15 protein-coding genes and 4 pseudogenes are annotated in these 20,369 nt (G+C 57.1%); 12 read left to right on the forward strand and 7 right to left on the reverse strand.

The features are described 5' to 3' along the window. The first annotated feature begins 775 nt into the window (after positions 1 to 775). From AC0L2A_RS19210 to AC0L2A_RS19240, 7 genes and pseudogenes are all read left to right on the forward strand, one after another. A complete protein-coding gene (locus AC0L2A_RS19210) occupies positions 776 to 2,083 on the forward strand; it encodes a lysine N(6)-hydroxylase/L-ornithine N(5)-oxygenase family protein (RefSeq protein ID WP_473610132.1) in 1,308 nt (435 codons plus the stop codon). A 1,123-nt stretch (positions 2,084 to 3,206) separates the two neighbouring features. Further along, positions 3,207 to 3,671: pseudogene (locus AC0L2A_RS19215) on the forward strand (DUF269 domain-containing protein). A 25-nt stretch (positions 3,672 to 3,696) separates the two neighbouring features. Further along, positions 3,697 to 3,900 carry a CCE_0567 family metalloprotein gene (locus tag AC0L2A_RS19220; RefSeq protein WP_473610105.1) on the forward strand — a complete coding sequence of 68 codons (204 nt, stop codon included), beginning with the start codon at positions 3,697 to 3,699 and terminating at the stop codon, positions 3,898 to 3,900. After that, on the forward strand, positions 3,897 to 4,214 hold the full coding sequence (fdxB, locus tag AC0L2A_RS19225; RefSeq protein WP_473610107.1) for a ferredoxin III, nif-specific: 318 nt from the start codon (positions 3,897 to 3,899) through the stop codon (positions 4,212 to 4,214). Before AC0L2A_RS19220 ends, fdxB begins: the two co-directional genes overlap by 4 nt. 37 nt (positions 4,215 to 4,251) lie before the next feature. Further along, on the forward strand, positions 4,252 to 4,575 hold the full coding sequence (locus tag AC0L2A_RS19230) for an exopolysaccharide production repressor protein (protein WP_473610108.1): 324 nt from the start codon (positions 4,252 to 4,254) through the stop codon (positions 4,573 to 4,575). A gap of 325 nt (positions 4,576 to 4,900) precedes the next feature. Continuing rightward, entirely contained in the window at positions 4,901 to 5,914 is a 1,014-nt protein-coding gene (locus tag AC0L2A_RS19235) for a 1-aminocyclopropane-1-carboxylate deaminase (RefSeq protein ID WP_473610109.1), read from the forward strand. 1,566 nt (positions 5,915 to 7,480) lie between these two features. Then, positions 7,481 to 7,720 (forward strand): type II toxin-antitoxin system RelE/ParE family toxin, encoded by a 240-nt coding sequence (locus tag AC0L2A_RS19240; RefSeq protein WP_473610111.1) that lies wholly within the window; start codon positions 7,481 to 7,483, stop codon positions 7,718 to 7,720. Between the two features lie 523 nt (positions 7,721 to 8,243). Here AC0L2A_RS19240 and AC0L2A_RS19245 read toward each other — a convergent pair. The 7 genes and pseudogenes from AC0L2A_RS19245 to AC0L2A_RS19275 all read right to left on the reverse strand — a co-directional run bounded on the left by AC0L2A_RS19245 (position 8,244) and on the right by AC0L2A_RS19275 (position 13,083). After that, a pseudogene (locus AC0L2A_RS19245) lies at positions 8,244 to 9,296 on the reverse strand (LacI family DNA-binding transcriptional regulator). A 346-nt stretch (positions 9,297 to 9,642) separates the two neighbouring features. After that, positions 9,643 to 10,005, reverse strand: coding sequence for a hypothetical protein (locus AC0L2A_RS19250; protein ID WP_473610112.1), 363 nt, complete (start codon positions 10,003 to 10,005; stop codon positions 9,643 to 9,645). Between the two features lie 306 nt (positions 10,006 to 10,311). After that, a pseudogene (gene queC, locus AC0L2A_RS19255) lies at positions 10,312 to 11,048 on the reverse strand (7-cyano-7-deazaguanine synthase QueC). Between the two features lie 4 nt (positions 11,049 to 11,052). Beyond that, entirely contained in the window at positions 11,053 to 11,406 is a 354-nt protein-coding gene (gene queD / locus AC0L2A_RS19260) for a 6-carboxytetrahydropterin synthase QueD (protein WP_473610113.1), read from the reverse strand. Beyond that, positions 11,403 to 12,038, reverse strand: a pseudogene (gene queE, locus AC0L2A_RS19265) (7-carboxy-7-deazaguanine synthase). Before queE ends, queD begins: the two are co-directional and overlap by 4 nt. Positions 12,039 to 12,274: 236 nt before the next feature. Beyond that, positions 12,275 to 12,736, reverse strand: a complete 462-nt coding sequence (locus tag AC0L2A_RS19270) for an iron-sulfur cluster assembly scaffold protein (RefSeq protein WP_473610115.1) — start codon at positions 12,734 to 12,736, stop codon at positions 12,275 to 12,277. 26 nt (positions 12,737 to 12,762) lie between these two features. Beyond that, positions 12,763 to 13,083 carry a HesB/IscA family protein gene (locus tag AC0L2A_RS19275; RefSeq protein WP_473610116.1) on the reverse strand — a complete coding sequence of 107 codons (321 nt, stop codon included), beginning with the start codon at positions 13,081 to 13,083 and terminating at the stop codon, positions 12,763 to 12,765. A 1,004-nt stretch (positions 13,084 to 14,087) separates the two neighbouring features. Here AC0L2A_RS19275 and ectB point away from each other — a divergent pair. The 5 genes from ectB (at position 14,088) to AC0L2A_RS19300 (ending at position 19,326) form a co-directional block, all read left to right on the forward strand. Then, positions 14,088 to 15,347, forward strand: coding sequence for a diaminobutyrate--2-oxoglutarate transaminase (gene ectB, locus AC0L2A_RS19280; RefSeq protein WP_473610117.1), 1,260 nt, complete (start codon positions 14,088 to 14,090; stop codon positions 15,345 to 15,347). Continuing rightward, positions 15,337 to 16,179, forward strand: coding sequence for a 2OG-Fe(II)-dependent halogenase WelO5 family protein (locus tag AC0L2A_RS19285; RefSeq protein WP_473610119.1), 843 nt, complete (start codon positions 15,337 to 15,339; stop codon positions 16,177 to 16,179). Before ectB ends, AC0L2A_RS19285 begins: the two co-directional genes overlap by 11 nt. A gap of 814 nt (positions 16,180 to 16,993) precedes the next feature. After that, complete coding sequence (locus AC0L2A_RS19290; protein ID WP_473610120.1) at positions 16,994 to 17,755, forward strand: helix-turn-helix transcriptional regulator; 762 nt, start codon at positions 16,994 to 16,996, stop codon at positions 17,753 to 17,755. Between the two features lie 969 nt (positions 17,756 to 18,724). After that, positions 18,725 to 18,856, forward strand: coding sequence for a hypothetical protein (locus AC0L2A_RS19295; RefSeq protein WP_473610122.1), 132 nt, complete (start codon positions 18,725 to 18,727; stop codon positions 18,854 to 18,856). 182 nt (positions 18,857 to 19,038) lie between these two features. Further along, the gene (locus tag AC0L2A_RS19300) at positions 19,039 to 19,326 is read left to right on the forward strand and encodes a 2OG-Fe(II) oxygenase family protein (protein WP_473610123.1); all 288 of its coding nucleotides are present in this window, start codon (positions 19,039 to 19,041) and stop codon (positions 19,324 to 19,326) included. Positions 19,327 to 20,369: the final 1,043 nt, after the last annotated feature.

Consider the following 20,369-nt stretch of genomic DNA (forward strand, 5'->3'; position numbering starts at 1 on the left):
CCATCTCCCCCGCAAGGGGGCCTCCATCTTCCGCCAGACGGGAGAGACCTCCTGGGACCTCCGGCTTCCGAAGGCGCCTTTTCAGATTCCCGCCGCGAGAAGTGGCAAGAGCCTTTTTCCGCGCCACAGTCCATGAAGCTGGGTTGCTGGCCGTCCTAAGAGAAAATTCCGATGCGGAGCTGCCCTATTAGCTACCGGCTTCTGGCAAGAGGACGGCGACGCGGCAAATCGGCCACCGGCGCAAGGTTTCCCCCTCATTGTCGGATCCCCGACAGGATCACAAACCCGCTAACCGTTGCTTTCATGAAAGTTTCCTTTTGGCACGTTTGATGCAGAGGATCTTCCGAACACATCAGCGGATGCCCTCCTATGAGCAGGCTCAGGGAAAAATGCTGTTGCCGCATTCGAGACCGCGCCCTCGCTGGCCGCCAAGTCGGTCAAAGGTCGGCGCATCATGGTGGAGGCGGGCGACTTCGCCCGATTAAAACACGGAATAAAGTTGGAAAGCATCTCGCTGACCGAGACGCGATCATCGAAGCGGGCGGAGATACGTCGATCCCGTCCACGCCCACAAGTCGTGGACATTAGTGTCGATCTCATCACTTGGCCGGGATCCATGGGCTTCATACCCGACAATACGAAAGCGCGGTCAAACTCTAGCAAATCCAGCAGCACCGAGGTCGAGAATGCCCGCATGGACAGCAAGCCCAATGGCGATGGCCGATATTCGCCGCGAACATCGCCTAATTGGGAAACACCTATAGGAGCAAGGCAAGTGGAACTCTCTTGCGTTGGAGTGGGTGCTGGGCCTTCTAATTTGAGCCTTGCGTGTCAGATACACGAGCAAATCGGGCAAGGGGCACTGTTCCTGGATCGGCAAGTCGACTTCCGCTGGCACCCAGGCATCGCATTCAATTCCTCGGAGCTCCAGGTCAGCCACTTCAAGGATCTGGTCACGCTGGTGAATCCGCGATCAGCCTACACTTTCCTAAACTACCTGCACGAGAACGGGCGTTTGTACCACTTCCTGAATGCACAGTTCTTCGAGGCCGTGCTCAGAGCTGAGTTCGAGCAATACCTGAACTGGGCCTTCCACAGGAACCCGCTTGTCCGCGGCGGCGAAACGGTGCGCCAAATCCGCTTTGACGGCGAGTTTCGGGTGCACACCGATAACGCGGTTCTCGGCGCCAAAAACGTCGTGCTCGGCATTGGCAAGCAGGCGCATATTCCGCCTCAGTTTCAGGGCTGGACTGGACGCAACCTGTTCCACTCATCTGAATTGCTACACATTCATCCTGAGGTGCACAAAAAGCATGTCTGCGTGGTCGGCGGGGGACAGTCCGGAGCCGAGGTGCTGTTGCACCTTGTTGGTCTGCCAAAAGAACGGCGGCCTGTCTCGATAACCTGGGTCTCGCAGCGCAAAAACTACCTGCCCATCGACAACAGCCCGTTCACAAACGAGTTGTTCATGCCCTGCTTTTCGGATCGTTTCGCGGCAATGAGCGAGTCGCAGCGCAAGCTGTTCCTGCGGCGCTTCGTGCTTGCTTCGGACGGCATTTCGGAAAGCACGTTGCGCGCGATCTATCAGGCGCTATACCGCCACGCGTTTCTAGAGCCAAACCGATGCGAAATCACACTGCGGCCGGGCTGCACTGTCTCGCACTGCATCAACGCCGGCGCGGGCCACAGACTCACCCTGCAGCACGGCATGGAGGAGGTCGAAGAAGTCACGGCCGACATCGTCATCCTGGCCACCGGTTACGAGAACTCGGTGCAAGGCTTCTTGGAACCGATGGCGAACCGGCTGGAGAAGATCGACAACGAATTGGCTATTCGCGAAGATTTTTCGGTGTGCTGGGACGGACCGCGTGACAGACGCATCTTCGTACAGAACGCGAGCCTAGGACAGCGTGGGCCGGCTGATCCGAATCTAAGCCTGCTGGCCTGGCGAGCGCGTCGCATCCTCGACAGCCTTCTGGGGCGCGCACCGCGCGCCAACCCCGAGCATCCCGGCTTCATCAGCCCTACCTCTGTCGAGAGCTGGTCCGACACCGTCGCAGAAGAAATGGGCAGCGGGATATGACCGGCCGACTACTGATCATTGGCGGTGGCATTCGGCATCGTCGGGCTTACCCGTCGCGACGACGGGGCATCCGCTTCGCCTCGCAGCGGAAGCAGACGCGAAATCCTGAGCACTGGGGTGGTCTACAGGAACCTGCAACGCTTCCAACCTTTGTCACGACGTTATGGGAGGTGCATGCGGCAAGCTGCATCCGAGAAACAGCATACGCAGGATCTGGTGGAAGCACTCGACGCGCTGGGCCTCGTCGGCCCGAGAAAAGATCAGGCATGAGCCAGGAGCCAGTCGCTGCACACGGGAGCCATTGTGGAGATCGCCCGCGCATCGCCGGCGCCGAATGATGCTAGATGAGCCGACGCCGACATTACCGCAGGGCAGACAGCCAAGCGGTTCTCGCCCTCAAGCGTCTGACGCATGATGCGTGTCCAAAGGCTGACAGCGGCAGAAAACATGTCGGGTTCAAAACAACCGGCCGTCTTGGGCTTGTGAGGTTTTCGAGGCCGAATCATCCATTTACTGCGGGCTAAGCGGCTGGCACGACGTTTGCTGGTTGAGATCGGCAATACTGAGTGAGGGCTGATCGCATGAGAACACGGAAGACGCTGATGGTCTCCTAACCGGTGTGTTCCGTTTCTGAGAGAAGAACCAGCTCGCGCATAAACGTCAGGGAAGGTGTGGGAATGGAGAGCAACATGTTGCGTAGTGAGTCCCCGGCTCCTCCGATCAAAGTGGACGACTGGCTACGTGGCGAACCCTTACGAACTTTTAGCCCGGCAAGGTGTAGGGATGACAAGTGGAATGGAACCCTGGTCAATTCGCCCACTTTCTGCGGCGCGCCCGCAGTAACTATGTCCATGGAGCACAGGGTCGATCGTTTGCTGCAGGTCAAGGCTCGGACCTTAATGACCTCCAACCGAATCGCCGCGGCCGCGATATTCGACGCGAATTTGGCCCGTCTTTGAAGACGTCGCAGTCCAGGACGTGTTCAAGGTCGGCCACAGGGGCAGCATTTACGTGGAATCGGCCTGGCCAGGCCGGACATCGGCTGCGTAAACGGGCCCGAAGTCGGCGTAACCGAAAGCAGAAATCCTCCGTTGAGGACGAGACCTGAAATTGAGGAAACGAAATGTCTCACGCAGCGCTTGGCCCTGCCGTCAACAAGGACGGAGAGGCCCTTGCTCGCCCGTTCGTCAAATGCCTCCTGCGGCTGATCCGTGCTCAGGACTCCCACGGCTCATGCCAACGGAAATCGGACACCGGGCTGCTGGCCGACTTCATCATCACCAAGGAACTGCGCCGGAATATCCAATCATTGGCAATCCGGATCCGGACGCGCTGTGGAGGCTCGGCATGTTTTAGACCGTAGTGGAGCTTGCGATCGAGGAGCGCTCAGGCGTGATGACATAGTCAACAACAGAAATGAAACTGACCGGTGCTTCGGGCGCGTGCTTTTCACGGGCAGTTCGCCGGTCTGTCGAAGGCGTCTACCGGTTCGGCTTCGAGACTCTCCGGAAACTCGCGGATACCGGCGCGAAACTGGTCGACGATGCGACTGCAGCTATTGCCTATCCCCGACGTGGCGCGGGCGTGAAGAAACCGATTTTCGAGGAAGGATCATGTCAAACCTGGATGAGATGGCGAAGAAAGTCCGAAAGCTTCAACTGCGCGCGGCAATTGCCAAGACGAACTTGCGCGACCTTGCCGAGGGTCTCCCGGTCAAATGGATTGAGATAGAGGAAGTCGCGGAGAAAACGCATGCCGTCTATGCCGAGTTGGATGGTGCCAGGAGAGAGCTCGCCAAAATGAAGAGTTTAGGATGAGGAGCACATTCATCAGCCGCGACGGCTCCACATGGGTGCCGGAATATCTGATCGCTATAGATGGCAAGATCTGCATCGGCTGCGGCCGCTGTTTCAAAGTCTGCTCGCGCGAGGTCATGCATCTTTACGGCGTCGATGACGCGGGCGAAATCCTCGGCATCTGCGCGGGTGAGGACGACGACTTCGACGGCGAGCTCAATCGCATGATCATGGTTGTCGACCATGCCGGCCGCTGTATTGGCTGCGGAGCCTGCGGCCGCGTCTGCCCGAAGAACTGCCAGACCCATGTCGCGGCCGACCAGATCGCAGCATGAGTTGCATGATTTGACGCGACAAAATCAGGAGAACGGCATGCGCTTCGTCACATTTTGCCGGCTCCTCGGGCTGGTCCTGTGCGGCAACGCTGTGACGGTTTACTTCGCTTCACATTATTCGTTCCGTCTAGCAGTGGTCACGACGCTGGGCTGTTCGCTACTTCTTCAGCTGGGCTATTTCGCAAGTGTGCTCTTTCTGATTTGGCGATCCAGCTGCGCTGGCAAAGCCGGGCGAGGGGATGTTTTCGATAGGTCCCAGGAAGTTCGGTACCAGTCGCGCGACGATAATGAGCATAGGAATGAAACTCAAGATGTACCCCGGCGCAATCAAATGCTCGGCATATCGCTGCTCCTCCCTTGACGCGCCGTCACAAGATCAGAGCTCAGTTTCATCACTTTGTTCAAGTTTGATTATTGAGGTCACGGTTCCCTGGTATGGTCGAAGGCGACGGCATTCTCATCGTTCTAACGCCAGGGGAATGCAGTTTCGGTTCTCCGGGTAATGGTAGTGGATCGCAGCGCACGGCACGCGGGTTGCTCGTCTCGGAGGCGAACGAAGCGCCGGAAAATATAACAGTGGCGCTCTGTTGGAACATCCGAACGCAGCCGACCTCACTGTCAAATAGGCCTCTGCAAAACAGCTCTGCGTCGCTCGTTGAGCTCAGTCCCGTGCCGCTGGAGAAAACATGCTGAAAAAGTTTGAACGCTACCCGCTCACTTTTGGACCCACGCCCATCGAGAAGCTCGACCGCCTCGGCAAGCATCTGGGCGGCAAGGTGGAGATCTACGCCAAACGCGAGGACTGCAACTCCGGTCTCGCATTCGGCGGAAACAAACTGCGCAAGTTCGAATACATCATCCCCGACGCGATCGCGTCAGATGCCGATACCCTCGTCACCGTCGGTGGCGTGCAGTCCAACCACACGCGCATGGTCGCCGCCGTTGCCGCCAAGATCGGCATGAAATGTCTCCTGGTCCAGGAGAGCTGGGTTCCACATGAGGATGTCGTCTACGACCGGGTCGGCAACATCCTCTTGAGCCGCATCTTGGGCGCGGAGGTGCGTCTGGTGGACGATGGCTTTGACATCGGTATCCGGCACAGTTGGGAAAAAGCGCTCTATGAGGTCAAGGCAAGGGGCGGCCGGCCCTATGCGATACCGGCCGGCGCGTCTGTTCATCCGAATGGAGGCCTCGGCTATGTTGGATTCGCGGAGGAAGTGCGCGCCCAGGAGGAACAGCTAGGGTTTGCCTTCGACTACATGGTCGTTTGCACGGTCACCGGTTCAACGCATGCCGGCATGCTCGTCGGATTCGCCGAGGACGGTCGACAGCGCAACGTGATCGGCATCGATGCCTCTGCTACCCCGGCCAAGACCAAGGCGCAGGTGCTAAGCATTGCCCGACATACAGCGACCCTCGTCGAGCTCGGATCGGAACTTGCCGAGGATGACGTGGTGTTGCTCGAGGACTACGCGTACCCGCGTTACGGCATTCCATCCGAGGAAACCAAGAAGGCGATCCGCCTGTGTGCGCGGCTTGAGGGTATGATTACCGATCCCGTCTATGAGGGCAAATCGATGCAAGGGATGGTCGACCTCGTCCAAAAAGGCTTTTTTCCAGAGGGTTCGAGGATCCTCTACGTGCATCTCGGCGGCGCGCCGGCCATCAACGGTTATGGCTACACCTTTCGCAATGGCTGATGCTCGACAGATCTCGACGTGCCGTGTCTGCCGTGACAGCGCTGCGCCAAGATTGTCCGAAGGCCGTTGGGAAAACGGCAGTGGGCTGTCACTGCCGCCACGACGTGTGTCGTGGTGCTGGCATGCTTGCCAGTATTTGCCTGTGTTCAATGTGTCCTGGAGCCATAAGAAGGCAGCAGACATGGCCGTTTAACGTTGTTGTCATTTTGCGGTGCGGCGATGATCGCCGTAAATTTGATAAACTGTAAACCACCGAAGATGTCGCGCAGGCGCGGAGGTATCTACTTGATCAGGTATGGAAGCTGTGACCAAGCGTACTCGATCTGGTCGTCGTCGGCGAGCACATCGCCGGACACCCTAGCGTGGCGGTGAGCTGGGCCAGCATGGGCGAGGGAAGAGACGTCCCCCGCGAACGGTCCGCGAGCGTGACAGCGGGCAGGTCGGTATCCGGCTTAACGAGGGCTTGCTCATACCTATTGCGAGCGTCGACGAGACCGTCGTCCCTTCGGCAGTCTATGGCCGAAACGGCGCGTTCAGCCGGCCCGCGTGGCCTTCGGGCGGGTTCGTCCACCTTGCGCTCTTTGAGCATTACGTGTGGAGAGGGGTTGGGTGCTATATATGCCGACCCGCTCTATACCGAGGGGCGCGCCCGAGGGAGGCGACGATGAGGTCGAGTTCTCCCCCCGATCGCCTCTATGTACCCCTTGAGTGTCGGCAGATACATATCGGCCCGCTTCTCGATCTTCGAGACCGAGGGCTGCTTGAGCTTGAGGGGCAAGGCAATCTCTGCCTGGGCCAGCAGCACGGCGCAACTCGCCGAGGCTCTCGACCTCCGTCCTTAGCTCTTCGAAACGTGCGTCGACACGCTCCCGACGCTACTCAGGGAGGGCTGCGATCACGTCATCAAGCTTGCGTTCCATCACCTCTTCTCCTTCTTCGCCGCCGCCCGGCGGTTGAGATGCCCTTATAGCGTTTGTCCAATGGCGTGCTGATTGGTGGTCCGGAACGCAAAGTCGCATCTGGCCATTGCCATCGCCGGGGCGCTCATCCGCGACGGCGGGCGCGGCCTCTTCTTCAATGGGACAACGACCGCACTCTCGATCATCTCACACACCGTTGCGAGATCATCGAAATCGGACATGAATCCTGACGCTTCAAGAACCGCGCCTGATCACCACATTCGCCCAAGACGATCCGCGCTCGCCGGGCTTCGCAACCCGGACCAGCTCCGCCCGGCGAGCGCTAAGCGCAGTGCACTGAGCCAATTTTTACCGGGATATTCGCTGCGGCCAAGCAAGAGGGATACTTCTCAAAAAAAGCAAAACTGGGCTCATTATCGATGTAGCACCGCCCAAGTGCTCTACTGGGCAAATTTGCAGAGCGCGATTGACGGATATCTGAGACGGTTTTGCGCCGAGCTGGAACGGACCGTTCAGTCCAAAATGGGTTCATACGAAAATATGATCACTTGGCGAAAACGGCTGTTTGACCGGAATCTTTTATTTTCAGTGGCTGAGCGCGTCAGAATTGGTCGATATCCGTGCGTGATGGGTGTTGCAATCAACGATGCCCCAGAAGGGCGAGCAGCATCCGGCTGTCAAAGCCCTCAAGGGATTTGGCCTCCGAAGCATCCTTGAGGTGGTCGTCGACTTAGACGGGGATACCTATCGCGCCACCCATACCGTCGCTTCGCTGGTGTGGTCTAGATCCTTACTTCCAGAAGAAAGCAGGGAGACGCCCAAGTGCGAAATCGATCTCGTTAAGGCGCGATTGAAGGCGGCCGAGACGCACTATCGCGAAAACTAGGAAAGGAACAAAGTCTTGACTGAAGACATCTCCGGCCGAATGACCAGCGGCAACATGTTTGCGGATTTGGGATTTGACGATCCGAAGCGGAATTGCGGAAAGCCAAGCTCGCCCGTGAGAACCGCGTCATCATTATGCGTCGGCGCCTAACTCAAGCAAAATCGGCTCAATTGCTTCCTAAGAAATATCCCGACATATTCGCCGTACTCATGCGACGAACAGGCTAGTTCTCTATAGGTCGCCCGGTGCGCTGCCTCGATCGATTCGATCATAAGGTGGAGTTGTGCTAGAAGGTGGAGTTGTGGCGCGCCACAAGCCGTGCAAATCGGTACGGACGGCCGCAGAAGCAGCCTAATCATTGGCGCAAGCGTGGGGTCCAGCTCTCGACAGGATCGTCTTCCTCGGGGATTTCCATCTCCTCGTCCTCCTGGCCTATTTCGGTGCATACGAGGATCATGCGAACTGCCCTTTGCGCCCCAGTTTTCCTACAGAAGCGACGCCGCGTCGCAGCGGTATGATGACCTTATCCGGACGATGTTGGCTCTTCCGATTCTAAAGTCCAAATGCTCTCCGGCGTGAGGATCTCGAACGGAACAATCCGCTGTTCGATTAACCGTGTGTCTGTGCGTTCGATCATGCGCAGCATCACATCGATAAGTTCTTCAGGCATCCTGTCGACGGGATGGCACAAGGAAGCAGTAATCAAGCCTTCGCTCAATCCCTTGCTTGTCTCGGGCCGATGTCGCGGCAGACGATCCGGATTTTACACTGATGCTCCACAGCGAGCTCGCGCATGGCCCGCAGGACGCCGGAAATGCCGCCGCATTTGACGAAGATGCCCCTGACCTCCGGTTCCTCCGCTATCAGCCTGCGAACGACTGCATAGGCGTTCTTCGACCCTCATGGGTCAGGAGCGTTTCGCTGACGTGGAACTCGGGCGCGTGCTCGCGCATCTAGGAGCGAAAGCTCGCATCCGAGATGTCTTGCAACTGATAACGGTTGCTGCCGATGAGTGGAAAGACCTTGCCGGGCTGACCGGACGTCTGGCTGATAAACCATGCGGCAGTGCGGCCGGCCTTCCAGTTGTCGGTTCCCACAAAGCCGGCCCGGCTGGCGACGGACAGCGATCACCGGAACGCCTTTGACTCGCAACTCATCAATCGCCTGGCCAACGAGCGGGTGATCGGCCGAGATCACCGCGATTGCATCGGCGCTTTCGCCTATCTTGAGCAGATTGGTAGCGACCGCTTCGGGGAAGGATCCTCCTCGAAAGAATACGTCTGGCTCAATAACAGCATCTGCGCGTCGCGCGGAGGCACCTAGAAGCGCCTCGGCCCAAATCTGACAGCGGCCGGTGCGATTGCTGCATGAGAAAGCTCAAGTGCCGATGCGGGAGATTGTCCCGCCTGCGTTCGTGCAGCGGTCCTGAACTTTGGAAGCCGATTTGCTGCGCTGCGCCCCAGATAAGGTCGGCCGTCTGCGGTCGCAGTGTGCCAGTTCCGTGCAAGAGCCTATTGACCTTGGAAACACTTACGCCCGCGGCTTTCGCCAGATCGGCGATCGTTGGCCTGTTCATCAGCCGCCTCCCATATGCAATTCGTGAATGACGTCTTCCAAGTACAAATGCCATGTCAGCGGCGAAAGAGACGTAGGTCCTTCGAGGAGAGGCCTGACATGTTGCACGAAATTCTCCGCGCCGCCTGACGCCCAATCGGCAAGATTGTTCGGCCGCGGCCGTTTTTCCCGATGGCACCACGCGCGCTGCGGCGGTGCGATCCCAAGCCGCGCGGCGCGCTGCAACGCGAAGGCGCCAATCTGGCTGACGTCAACGACAGTGCTTTCTGGACCTCAACAACACCTTTCGCCTTTCTGATTCACAGCGATGGCTTTGCCCCGGCCCTTGATGCGGTCCCGCCTATCCTTCATGACGGCAGCCGCCTTTTCAATTCGACGGCACATGATCGACCTTGCTGAATTACCTGCTCGATTGTCTTCCGGCGGTCGAGCAGATCCATTTCGTCAAACATCAACACTGAGGCTGTGACGATCGCCATCAAGGCGGCACGCGCATTCACTGGACGCACGAGCATTGCCAGATCGAAGGCGCTTATCAGGAATCCTTTGATTGGGCCGAGGCAGGCCAGGGGGATATCCGCAACATCGCGTCGCCGCAGACGCCTGCGCCCGTGCCGGCTTACGCAGGCGCCGGCATCGATTGTCGATGAGGTCGTCATTCGTTGCTTCAATGATGCCGATGGTGCGGCCATGCTGATTATGGCGTGCATGGACGATCCTCCACATAACGGAAGGCTCGGGCATCAACCGCCTCTCGTCGAAACCACAACCTCTCCTTTTTCTTGGCAGTACGCTCCACAGTCAATCCGATCGGGATCAAGGATAACAACCGCAGCCTGCTCGCCATGGTACTGCCCAAACACCACCACGCGAATGGCGAAGATCATCAAGGTCGACGGTATGGAGCAGCCCTTCGAAACGGCATCGAAGGCGCGTACCCTGGTCGTGCTGAACACCACAAAGTGAAGGAAACGATCTATGGAACAGATTGCCACCGTCGGCCTGGATCTGGGCGCTCACGTCATTTCATGGGCGGCCACGGGTGCCTCTTTGCAGGATCGGAATTGCTCCCATCCTGCTGCTCGAAGATTACACTCGACGCAGGTCCCGCAACCGAAACCCCAGCTATGTCTATGCTCGCGGTCTCCGCTATAGCAGGTGTGGCTTCCTTCGCAGATGAGCTTCACTAGCGCCTCGCCGCCCAGCCAATCCGCCAGCGCCCAGGTCTGCGCCTTGTCGAGCCGCATGAGGGGTGTGTGAATGACGAAACGCGTCTCCATTCCAAGGTTCAGGGCAAGTTGCATCGCTTTAACTGCGTCATCTCGACAATCCGGGTAGCTGAAACGATCCGTCTCGGACACGCCGATCACGAGGTGTTCGCGCCCACCCGGTAAGCTATCGCGGCCGCAAATCCGAGGAACAGAAGGTTGCGGCCAGGCACGAAGGTATTTGTTAGACCGTTCGCGTTCAGTGCGATCTCGACGTCGCGCGTGAGCGCGGTATCACTGATTTGGCCGAGCACGGCCATGTCAATCATGTGGTCCTCGCCTAGTCGCCAACGCCAGGCCGGAAAGTCTGTTCGAATGCGCCCGAGCAGGTAGGGCCGCACATCGAGCTCGATCCGATGCCGCTGCCCATAGTCGAAGCCGATTGTCTCGACGCGCTCGAAGTTCTCCAGCGCCCAGGCCAGGCAGGTTGACGAATCCTGGCCGCCGGAGAAAAGGACGAGTGCGGTTCCCGGATCTCGTTGCATCGGGTCAACCCTCGTATTCAGCCCAGCACAGCGGTGTCTCATAGACTGTTACCGAGCACATTTGGCCAAGAAGCGGCTTGGTTTGGTTCCAGATCCAGATCGCAATGTTTTCCGCTGTCGGATTGTCGAGACCCTCAACCTCATTCAGATGCTGATGGTCGAGACGTTGCAGAAGCGGTCCGAACACAGCCTCGACATCGAAGAAATCGATGACAAAGCCCGTGTCTGGATCGACGGGCCCTTCCAGACGCAGTTCCACACGGTATGAGTGGCCATGCAAGCGGTGACAGCGGTGGGTCTCCGGCACGCGCGGAAGACGGTGCGCTGCCTCGAAGGTGAAAGCTTGCGTAATTTTCATGGGATCCCGAGAAGCTTGTGGGTTTGCAGGCTCAAGCGCCAACGTGGGTTGGCAAGACAATAGGCCACTGCGGTGGCTGTATTCGCATCGCGCTCGGGCCCATCCATTGGCTGAAGCAAAAGGTGCTCAAACGCGAGAACTTCGAAATATTCGGGCTCCGCGCCAATCTGAGGATATACAAGCTTGAGCTCGTCCCCTGCCATGACAACGAGGCGTGCATTGCATTTCGGACTGACTCACAGCCAGTCGATGCCGGCCGGTGTGGGGATGGTATCGTTGGTCTCCACGGCAATTTCAAACGCCAAGGAATGCAGCGCTTCCAGGAGTTCTTCATCGATCTGGAGGAGGGGTTCCCCTCCGGTGAGCACGACAAGACGCTGCCCAGTTCCCGACCCGCGCCAGGCTTGCTCGACCGCCAACGCAAGCTCCCATGCGGTGGCAAAATGTCCGCCACCGGGGCCATCTACCCCAATGAAGTCGGTGTCGCAGAATCCGCAGAATGCTCTTTCCCGGTCGCCTTCACGTCCCGACCAAAGGTTACAACCGGCGAAACGACAAAATACGGCAGCCCGCCCGGCATTTCGTCCTTCACCTTGAAGGGTGTAGAAAATTTCCTTGACCGCATATGGCATTGCTTACGCGGCCTTCGACTGAGCAAGGGAGCGCCTCTGCAGGCTTACGAGGCGCGGCAAAAGTTGAGAAATGCCATGCGGCACGTTTTGCAGCTCGTTCCACGATCGAGGCTCGTTACCGAAAACCCACTCGCCCGAACTCCACGCAGAATTAGGTTTCACCGGATGGAGGCTACGGCGAAGGGCCTCTGGCTCCTCGAAGCCTATCACCACGGGAAACGCCTTGATCACGTCGCTCATGCCGATGGTGCCTTTGCGAGGACCAGGCGTGAGAATCCTGGTGTCTCCTCGAAAGCCTGCCTCACAGCACGGAAGAACTCGCTCATCAGCCGCAAGCCGCGCTCCAAAATGAGGCGGTCGAGCGATGAGTGTGTCGTGTGCGGCGGCAGGGCGCCGAGAAAATCCGCTATGTCCTGGTCTGTGATCTGGAGGGCTTCATCGATGGTCTTGCCGACGATGAATTCGGAAAACGCCGAAGAAGCGGTTATGGCCGAGCCGCGGCCGAAGGTCTGGAATGTTGCGGCGGTGATCGTCTGCGTCTTACGGTCGAAACCCATCATCAATTTAAGCCCATCGCCGCAGGCGACGGCGCCGACCTCGCCGGCCGCATTGGGGGCATCCAAAGCACCGACATTGCTCGGGTTGATGAAATAGACCTTGTCGCTGATGAGGTAGACGTTGTCGGTGTCACCCCGCATGGCTCCGATCCTTGTCGTTATGGCGGCTAGCCGAAGGACTTGCCGCAGGCGCATTTGTCCCGCGCATTGGGATTGTCGAAAACAAAGCCCGAGGACTCCAGGTCCATGACAACGTCAACGGTCATGCCGGCGAGATGGAGCTGGGAGTTTGCGTCGACGAACACCTTGACCCCGTCCGTCTCCATGATGGCATCGCCCTCGCGCGAGACGCTTTCCAGACCCACCAGGTATTTGAGGCCGGCGCAGCCGCCCGCCTCGACCATTATGCGAAAGCCTTCCGCCGGTTCGTCGGCGCGGGAAAGCGCGGCCTTGACGGCGGCGACGGCGTTTTCAGTGAGTGTGATCATGGGACTATTTTCTCGCTGATGCGTTTGCAAGCCACGCTGCACAGAACGTGCCAGAGAGGAAAATTCAATTGAAGCCACTGGTTAGCGGATTTGGGGGCATGTCTGACATCCAACAATTGTCGGATGTCGGACAGAGTGAAACCCTGCGTGCAGAAGCGGCATTGGACACATCGCTAGTGCGTCGCCTGAGCTAGCGTTTTCGATCATACGGATGTTGACCAGTGTAGGGGTGGGAACTCTTAGTCGTGCTGCGCTCCAAAGGCCGCGCCGTCGTCACCACACGGTAAGGTGGCGAACACCGGGTGGTCGATAACCGCATCGATCGCGCCCTCTCGAAGCAGGCGCGGTCGATTCTGCGTCAGCTCGTGGATGCCGAACACCACCCGCGTGCTCGGCCCGTGGCTTGCAGTGCGGCCGTCACCTCGGGAGGGCCGACTGAGGCATTATAGACGCCGCGAAGCCAGGGGTGGGCCAACGCGCCGCCCAGCGAACGGCGCCATCACCGCCGGCGGCCACGGCCGCGATTAGAGGCCGCGGTCACTTCCAGTTCTGTCGCCAGTTCGCGGTCTGGCTCGTCCGCGTTCCAAAACGAAACTCGAGCGAGCCCTGGTCTCGCCGTCACATCGAAGGAGAGAAATTGCTATCTGTCACAGCTACTCGTCGACAAGGATCCCGTCGCGGCCGACGTAGAGAAATACCAAAAGCATCGCGGTTGCACTCATGCTGGAAAAACCGGTGCGGTTATGTCAGTCGCTCTCGCCAACAACGCCGCCGATAGCATTGCCGCAAAGGCGAGTACTGACTGCACGCTATTGCTAGCCAAAGCGTTGCAACAGATTCGTCAAACAACTTTACAGACTCTTTGCGAATGCAAGTCGCTGACCATGATAGGTTCGCTTTAAGTCCGATATTGGCCGAAGATAATCGTCGAAATCAATGGTTTGGAATACGTGAACATAGAACCTGCAGCGTTGACCGCATGCCGCATACAGAGAGGCCCTTTAATGGATGTCGACATTTTCGCAGCTTACGAGTCTAACGTTCGTCGCTATGGGCGATCGTTTCCAACAGTCTTTACAAAGTCCCTTGGGGCAACAATCTGGGACGAGTCGGGCAAACCCTATATTGATTTCCTTGTAGGGTCCGGCGCGCTCAACTACGGTCACAACAATCCGGACATTATGGCGCCGGCAATTCAATATCTCGCCGATAAAAATATTGTTTTGTCGCTTGATATGTATACAGCCGCAAAGCGTGATTTCATCGAAGTGTTTGTCGAGTCGATCCTGAAGCCCCGGGGCCTTTCTTACAAGATACAGTTTCCTGGGCCGACCGGGACAAACGCTAACGAAGCGGCGTTGGCACTGGCGCGAAAATATACCGGCCGCTCAAGTGTCATGGCCTTCACAAATTCGTACCATGGCATGTCGCTCGGCTCCTTAGCGGTGTCGGGTTCAGCGTCAACCCGACAGCTTGGCGGCGTTGCTCGCCACGATGTGATCCGTGTCCCTTACGAGAACTATCCGAACCAAACTTTCGATTCCGCGAGTTACATTGATCACGTGTTGGGCGACCCAGGCAGCGGGATAGAAAAGCCGGCCGCAATCATCCTGGAGCCCATCCAGGCAGAAGGCGGCATGAACACCGCATCCGCACCATGGCTTGCAGAAATTCAGCGCATTTGCCGTAAGCACGACGTTGTTTTCATCGTCGATGACATTCAGGCAGGTTCGGGACGAACGGGCGATTTCTTCTCGTTCGAATTCGCCAAAATCGAACCCGACATCGTGTGTCTTTCGAAATCGCTGAGCGGTTCAGGTAATCCGTTGTCCATAGTTCTGATTCGCCCTGACATGGACATATGGAATCCGGGAGAACATAGCGGGACCTTCAGAGGCAATAACCTCGCCTTCGTGACTTCAGCTGCCATGTGCACAATGTGGTCCGATAGGCAATTTACGACAGCCGTCGAGCGGACGGCCGTCAAACTGCAAGAACACCTTGATCGCCTCGTAGCGAAATTCCCCAAGTGCATCGAACAAAAGCGCGGCCGTGGTCTGATGGCCGGCCTCAAGTGCCGTTCGCAGGCAGTTGTTGGCCGTGTGCACGATGTCGCGTTCGAAAATGGCTTGCTGATCGAGTCTTCAGGGCCAAATCGCGACGTCATCAAAGTACTACCGCCGATAACCATCTCAGATAACGAACTCGATCACGGCATTGCCATCCTCGATCAGGCACTACAGGAGAAAACCAATGGCGACTAACCAAGTACCTCAAACGCCGGCCATCTCGCCGCTTACGATCAAAGAACGAACTGGATCAATCAGCACAGCGGAGATTATCGCAGTATTGAAAGGTGAGATCACCGCTCTGCACATCAGGCAAGCTTTCAGCAGCGAAACAGCCGACGAGATCACCGCGAATTTTTTTGGCAGTCCCGGTCTCAACGAGCGCAAAGATGGTGTCCCCGGACAATATGTCGGCGCATCCCACTACAGGAAGGATGCAGCCACCTATTTCAGGCAGGCGGAAAATGCACGGCCGCACGTTGAGGCCCTTTTTGGCAATTTAGTTGACCCGGTCCGAGCATTATTCGAAGCGCTGAAGCGCGAGCTTCACAAACAGGGCATCGAATTGCGGCTGGCCCGTTCAGAACACGGTCAGGCTAATGTTTGTCGCGCTCTCAGTTGGTCTGGCAGCGGCACGTTTTCCTTGGACCCCCACGACGATGTCGCTCAAGTGCTACGTGCCGGGAACGATTACGAGCTCTCTGCGGTGGCGCACAATACCGTCGCCGCGCTCAACTTCTACCCCAGCATGTCCGAGGAAGGTGGCAATCTGCGGCTCTGGAGCCACAAGCCGACAGTTGACGACCGAAAGTCGCAGGGGGTGGAGACCACGGGCTATCCCTATTCGGCAGTCTATCTAAAGGATGTGCCTTGTCGCGACATCCAGCTCAAGGCCGGGGACATCGCCTTACTTGACGGCGGTTTCGTTCATGGGGTCACCGGCCAATCAGGCAACGGAAAGCGTCGCGTGCTGCTGAACAGCTTTTTCGGATTTGCGCGGCCAGATCTTGTTCTCTGGTGGACCTAAAGTTGATGTCCTAGCGACTGCCCGACCTCCGCCGACAGGGCAGATGTCAAATCGGTCTCAACGGGGGCACCTTCAGTCACAGCCCTCGGGCAGATCCAAAGCCCGACATTACATGAAGCCTTTGGGCTTTAGTGCTACCGTATCTCCGATTCGATCGCCAAATATCTATCCGCGTTACTGCCTATTGTGCAGGTAACACAAGGAGGTTCTTATTGATCACAGATGTGTATAAGCTCAGTTAGTTCAGCCAGAGATTGTTTGTTGCCGCCGTTTTCTGAATGTTAGCAGCTTCCAGCGTTCCGTTGTTCCCGTTGCGGAGGCGAAAAGCGAGATGATGTTGAGCTAAGCAAAAGCAACACGATAATAACACCCTCGCGTGACCGAGGCAATGTCTTCCTCTCGGATCGAACAGACGTCTACCTGGGCCAATGTGCAGGGCGCCGCCTCAATCCTTTCCAGCTGGATCCAAATACACCCACAGCCCGGAACGCGCAGGTTCGCGAGAATCTCAGCGCAACCAATGTATCTGCACACACGGATACGAGGTCTCCGGGTTGAGGTTTCTTTTTTCTGGGAATCTTGTACGCCAATAGTATATACGTGACCTTTAAATTTGTTGCGCTCTTATTACAACAGTTAAGCACAATTTAAGTTAAATTAACACTGCCCAACTGCAGTGAGATGCTAGAGCTCTGACGATGTTGGCTTGCCGTGGAACGGAGCAGAGACTATGGAGCGCCCTCGGAGGACTGCTGACTCTCAACTTCGAGGGCTCTCAACCAGAGTGTCCGACCGGCTCTTGTTGGTCCCTGCGATGAATTTCCCCGAGGCGGCCAGGGAGGCGTTTACGGTCGAGTTCGGCCGATTTCTCGACGAAACCGATGGTATTGGAAAACCCGAGCAGTTGTTCGACTTGTTATCTGCTTTTGCCCTCAATTTTGATTGCCCGTGGATCGCCTATGGCTCTTTTGCACCAGACCAAAAAGGCTTAACGCCGGTGCGAGGCGATCCGGCCGTTATGCTGAATTATCCTGATGAATGGCAAAAGCGCTATTTCGAAATGGGTTATCACAGGATAGACCCCACCATCAAGAGAAGTCGGAGGCGAGCAGAAGCCTTTCGGTGGAGCGAGGTGTACAACGACGAAAGCACGACTGAAGACGAAAGGCGCGTTTTCGACGAGGCTGCCACGTTTGGCCTGATGTCGGGCATCAGCGTTCCATTGCACGGCCCCGACGGCAGCTTTGCGATCATGAACTTTGTTCAATCTTGGGCCGGTGAATTCCAAAATAGAACAATCACATACTTGCAACTTGCCGCGCTACATTTCCATCTGAGAGTCGCAAAGTTTGCTAAGGCGAGCGGCATCGAGGAGACGCCTAATCTTTCTCCTAGAGAAAAGGAGTGTATCCTATGGGTGGCGAAAGGTAAATCATCATGGGAGATAGGAAAGATTGCGGGGATATCCATAGATACTGTTAACTTCCATATAAAAAACGTAATGAAAAAAATGAATACAGCGAGCAGAACGACCGCAGTCGTAAAAGCCATAAAATGCGGCATTATTGACTTGTAAAACTCAATGACGAAAACCGTCAATAAAAACACTGTGCCAAAGTCACGTTTGGTCTGCTGTGAAGAAGAACGGCATTCTTATAATTGAGCCGTCTTGATGTCGCTGAGGCATGGTCGAGTAAGTAGAGCGTGCCGTCGCTTCCACTCACCGGGTGTTCGGGATCGCTTCCTTTTGCCCAGATTTTTCGGCCACTGGCGTGCCGTCTTTACCCTGCTTGATAGCGAGCGATTTCTGCGCGTCCGAAACCCCGATTGCCCGCTCCGGTCTGAGCCAGCAAATCACGCGTAAAATTCTAGCTAACCATACGATCCCATTTTGTGGGGTTCAGATTGCGCGGTCGGTGCGAAAATCGAACAAGTTCCGGCGATTTGGGCGTATCGTTGAACAGGCTTTGGTTGAGCATTACGTGGCCAGAAGGTATAAAGCGGTAATTGGTAAAGTCTTTATGATTTTTAACATATTATTAATATATTTGTATTGAGATCTTCGGTGATTCGATAGATATATACGCGTTGGTGCAGGTATCGATCCACAACCATAGAAGGAAGAGCCATGTTTACTTAAAGAACCAATAGCAAAGTGCCTTTTCGGGAGATGGCCGGTAAGGTCCGACAAATCTGCGGTCGCCGCCCTGTCCAGGCAATGTCGACCTTAAATGGATCGCTCTTCAAATACTCCAGGACGAACTACGCATCTTCGGTTTGCTGCGGCGTCTTCACGCTCGGGCATGTCCGGCCGGATGGGCTGCGCGAGCTGGCTCGCGTCACGCGCCAGAGCGAGTTTATCATCGTAAGCACTCGCAAGAGTTACGTAGAGTATCCTTTGATAACGGGATGCGCTGTCTGCAGAAGGCGGGCGTTCCTGTACCGATACATTGTAAAACGACCGCAGATACATCGCGGGCAACGATGCGGACTACCGCTTCTCCAGGAGTCTCATAAGACCCAAAGCATCAAGGGATGAACGATTATGACCACGTTACCACAATTTTCCCTCGCCAAACTGGCAGCCGATGAAACGCAGCACGACGAGCGCGAGCGCCTTCGGCTGTTCTTCGCGTTGCCACAGTCGATTAAGGACCGCTACGGTCACGCCTCTTAAAACGTGTATCCCACTGCCGCCCGTGGATACAGTCCGTTGAACGGCGAAATGCTACATCCGGAGGCCGGCTTCGATCCAAAGGAAGTATTCGACCTCGAATCGAGAACGAAGGCGACCGGCGTCCGTTTGCCGGACGCACGCGCCTTCCGGACGACGCCATTTCAGTCCGCTAACGCTCGGGCGTGATCCGGTATCCGGCTCGCGGCGGCACGTGCGCCAAGCACACCGATCATGGCTTCTTCACGCTGCTGCTGCAAGAGGAACTCCCCACGCGCTCTTTGCAGGTGTGGTTCCGCGGGCGATGGATGCCGGTGCCCAGCCTGCCCGACAGTCTCGTAGTCAATCTGGGCGACATGCTTCAGACCATGAGCGACGACTCGCTTCAAGAGTACGCCGCATCAGGTCGCGCAGTCCGACTGACCGCATTTCGCTTCCCTTCTTTATCTATCCCGACATCGACGCTCGCCTGACTTCGCGGCAAGGGCAGCGCGTCCTTAGTGTTGTAGAAACGATGCTGCGCAACGTGGAATCAATCTGGGTAACCGGGAATGGCGCCGGACGCGCGCGCGAGTTGCAGTAACTGTCGGTTTCTCAAGCGACTGCAAAGGCGACGACGCGCGCGCTGGAAGGGGCTCTCTCCAACAAGCGAGTTCGTCCCGCCGTCGCGCGTATGGCGCGGCGGTCTGCGGGCGCCTCGTGATGAAGCGCGCTGATGCTGTCACCTTGTTTGAATCGTGGCCGCATGAGATCCACGCGGTACTTTTGAAGCAGGCTGCAGCGCCACGGATTTTCGTTGTGCCGCTGCGCTAAGGCGATTGATTTCGAATATGGCGGCGCTCAGTCCGGGCGCGCAGGCGGAACCGTGCGAATGCCAAGGTCAGGCTTTGCCTCTGGAATCTACTCCGCGACCGGAAGGCCGACTTCCATCCGCCTCTTCCTTGCAGCGCTATCCCGGCCCGACCAGATGGTCCGCCCTCAAGGCCAACGAGACGCATTTCGACTTCAGGGCAAGTGATCCGAACCTGACAATCTTTTAAGGACAGAAGAATGCTCATGCACGTGAGCCACGATCTCAACTATGCGCTGCAAGCAACGCAGAATTGGATCAGCGATTTGCTTCAAAATTCGCAAAGTGTGGCATGGCACGGGTTCCATAGCTGGCTTGCTTCTGGCACGGGATCAATTTTGGCGAGTTTCATAGGTTCAGGGCGGTGGCCGAGAGGTGGAACTCTCCGCGGGCACCGCTCGGTCCTCGTCATCGCAGTCGATTGGGCTTCAGAATGCTTTTGAGTTGCGCAAACAGCATCTGGACCGGCCCGCGGCACCATAGGTTTGAACTTTCAGGAGGTTGTCCATTCGGACTGGCCCGAAGAGGCTGCAGTTACCAGGCTTCAGCACATCTCGGAGGGTCCGAATGAACCTCCACAAGGGAATGCCCGAGTTGTGTGCGTCAAGTTCTGCAAAAATGGCGTGGCATTCAGCGGTGACGTTGGCGTGTCCGCCGCGCAGCCCC

The organism is Mesorhizobium sp. WSM4844 (genome assembly GCF_055811775.1).

Excerpts from the sequence above, each read along its gene's own strand:
- AC0L2A_RS19250 (WP_473610112.1), bottom strand. The coding sequence starts at position 10,005 with ATGCACGCCATAATCAGCATGGCCGCACCATCGGCATCATTGAAGCAA.
- AC0L2A_RS19230 (WP_473610108.1), top strand. The coding sequence starts at position 4,252 with ATGCGCTTCGTCACATTTTGCCGGCTCCTCGGGCTGGTCCTGTGCGGC.
- fdxB (WP_473610107.1), top strand. The coding sequence starts at position 3,897 with ATGAGGAGCACATTCATCAGCCGCGACGGCTCCACATGGGTGCCGGAA.
- AC0L2A_RS19290 (WP_473610120.1), top strand. The coding sequence starts at position 16,994 with ATGAATTTCCCCGAGGCGGCCAGGGAGGCGTTTACGGTCGAGTTCGGC.
- AC0L2A_RS19275 (WP_473610116.1), bottom strand. The coding sequence starts at position 13,083 with ATGATCACACTCACTGAAAACGCCGTCGCCGCCGTCAAGGCCGCGCTT.
- queD (WP_473610113.1), bottom strand. The coding sequence starts at position 11,406 with ATGAAAATTACGCAAGCTTTCACCTTCGAGGCAGCGCACCGTCTTCCG.
- AC0L2A_RS19270 (WP_473610115.1), bottom strand. The coding sequence starts at position 12,736 with ATGCGGGGTGACACCGACAACGTCTACCTCATCAGCGACAAGGTCTAT.
- AC0L2A_RS19240 (WP_473610111.1), top strand. The coding sequence starts at position 7,481 with ATGCCCCAGAAGGGCGAGCAGCATCCGGCTGTCAAAGCCCTCAAGGGA.
- AC0L2A_RS19295 (WP_473610122.1), top strand. The coding sequence starts at position 18,725 with ATGACCACGTTACCACAATTTTCCCTCGCCAAACTGGCAGCCGATGAA.
- AC0L2A_RS19220 (WP_473610105.1), top strand. The coding sequence starts at position 3,697 with ATGTCAAACCTGGATGAGATGGCGAAGAAAGTCCGAAAGCTTCAACTG.
- ectB (WP_473610117.1), top strand. The coding sequence starts at position 14,088 with ATGGATGTCGACATTTTCGCAGCTTACGAGTCTAACGTTCGTCGCTAT.
- AC0L2A_RS19235 (WP_473610109.1), top strand. The coding sequence starts at position 4,901 with ATGCTGAAAAAGTTTGAACGCTACCCGCTCACTTTTGGACCCACGCCC.
- AC0L2A_RS19285 (WP_473610119.1), top strand. The coding sequence starts at position 15,337 with ATGGCGACTAACCAAGTACCTCAAACGCCGGCCATCTCGCCGCTTACG.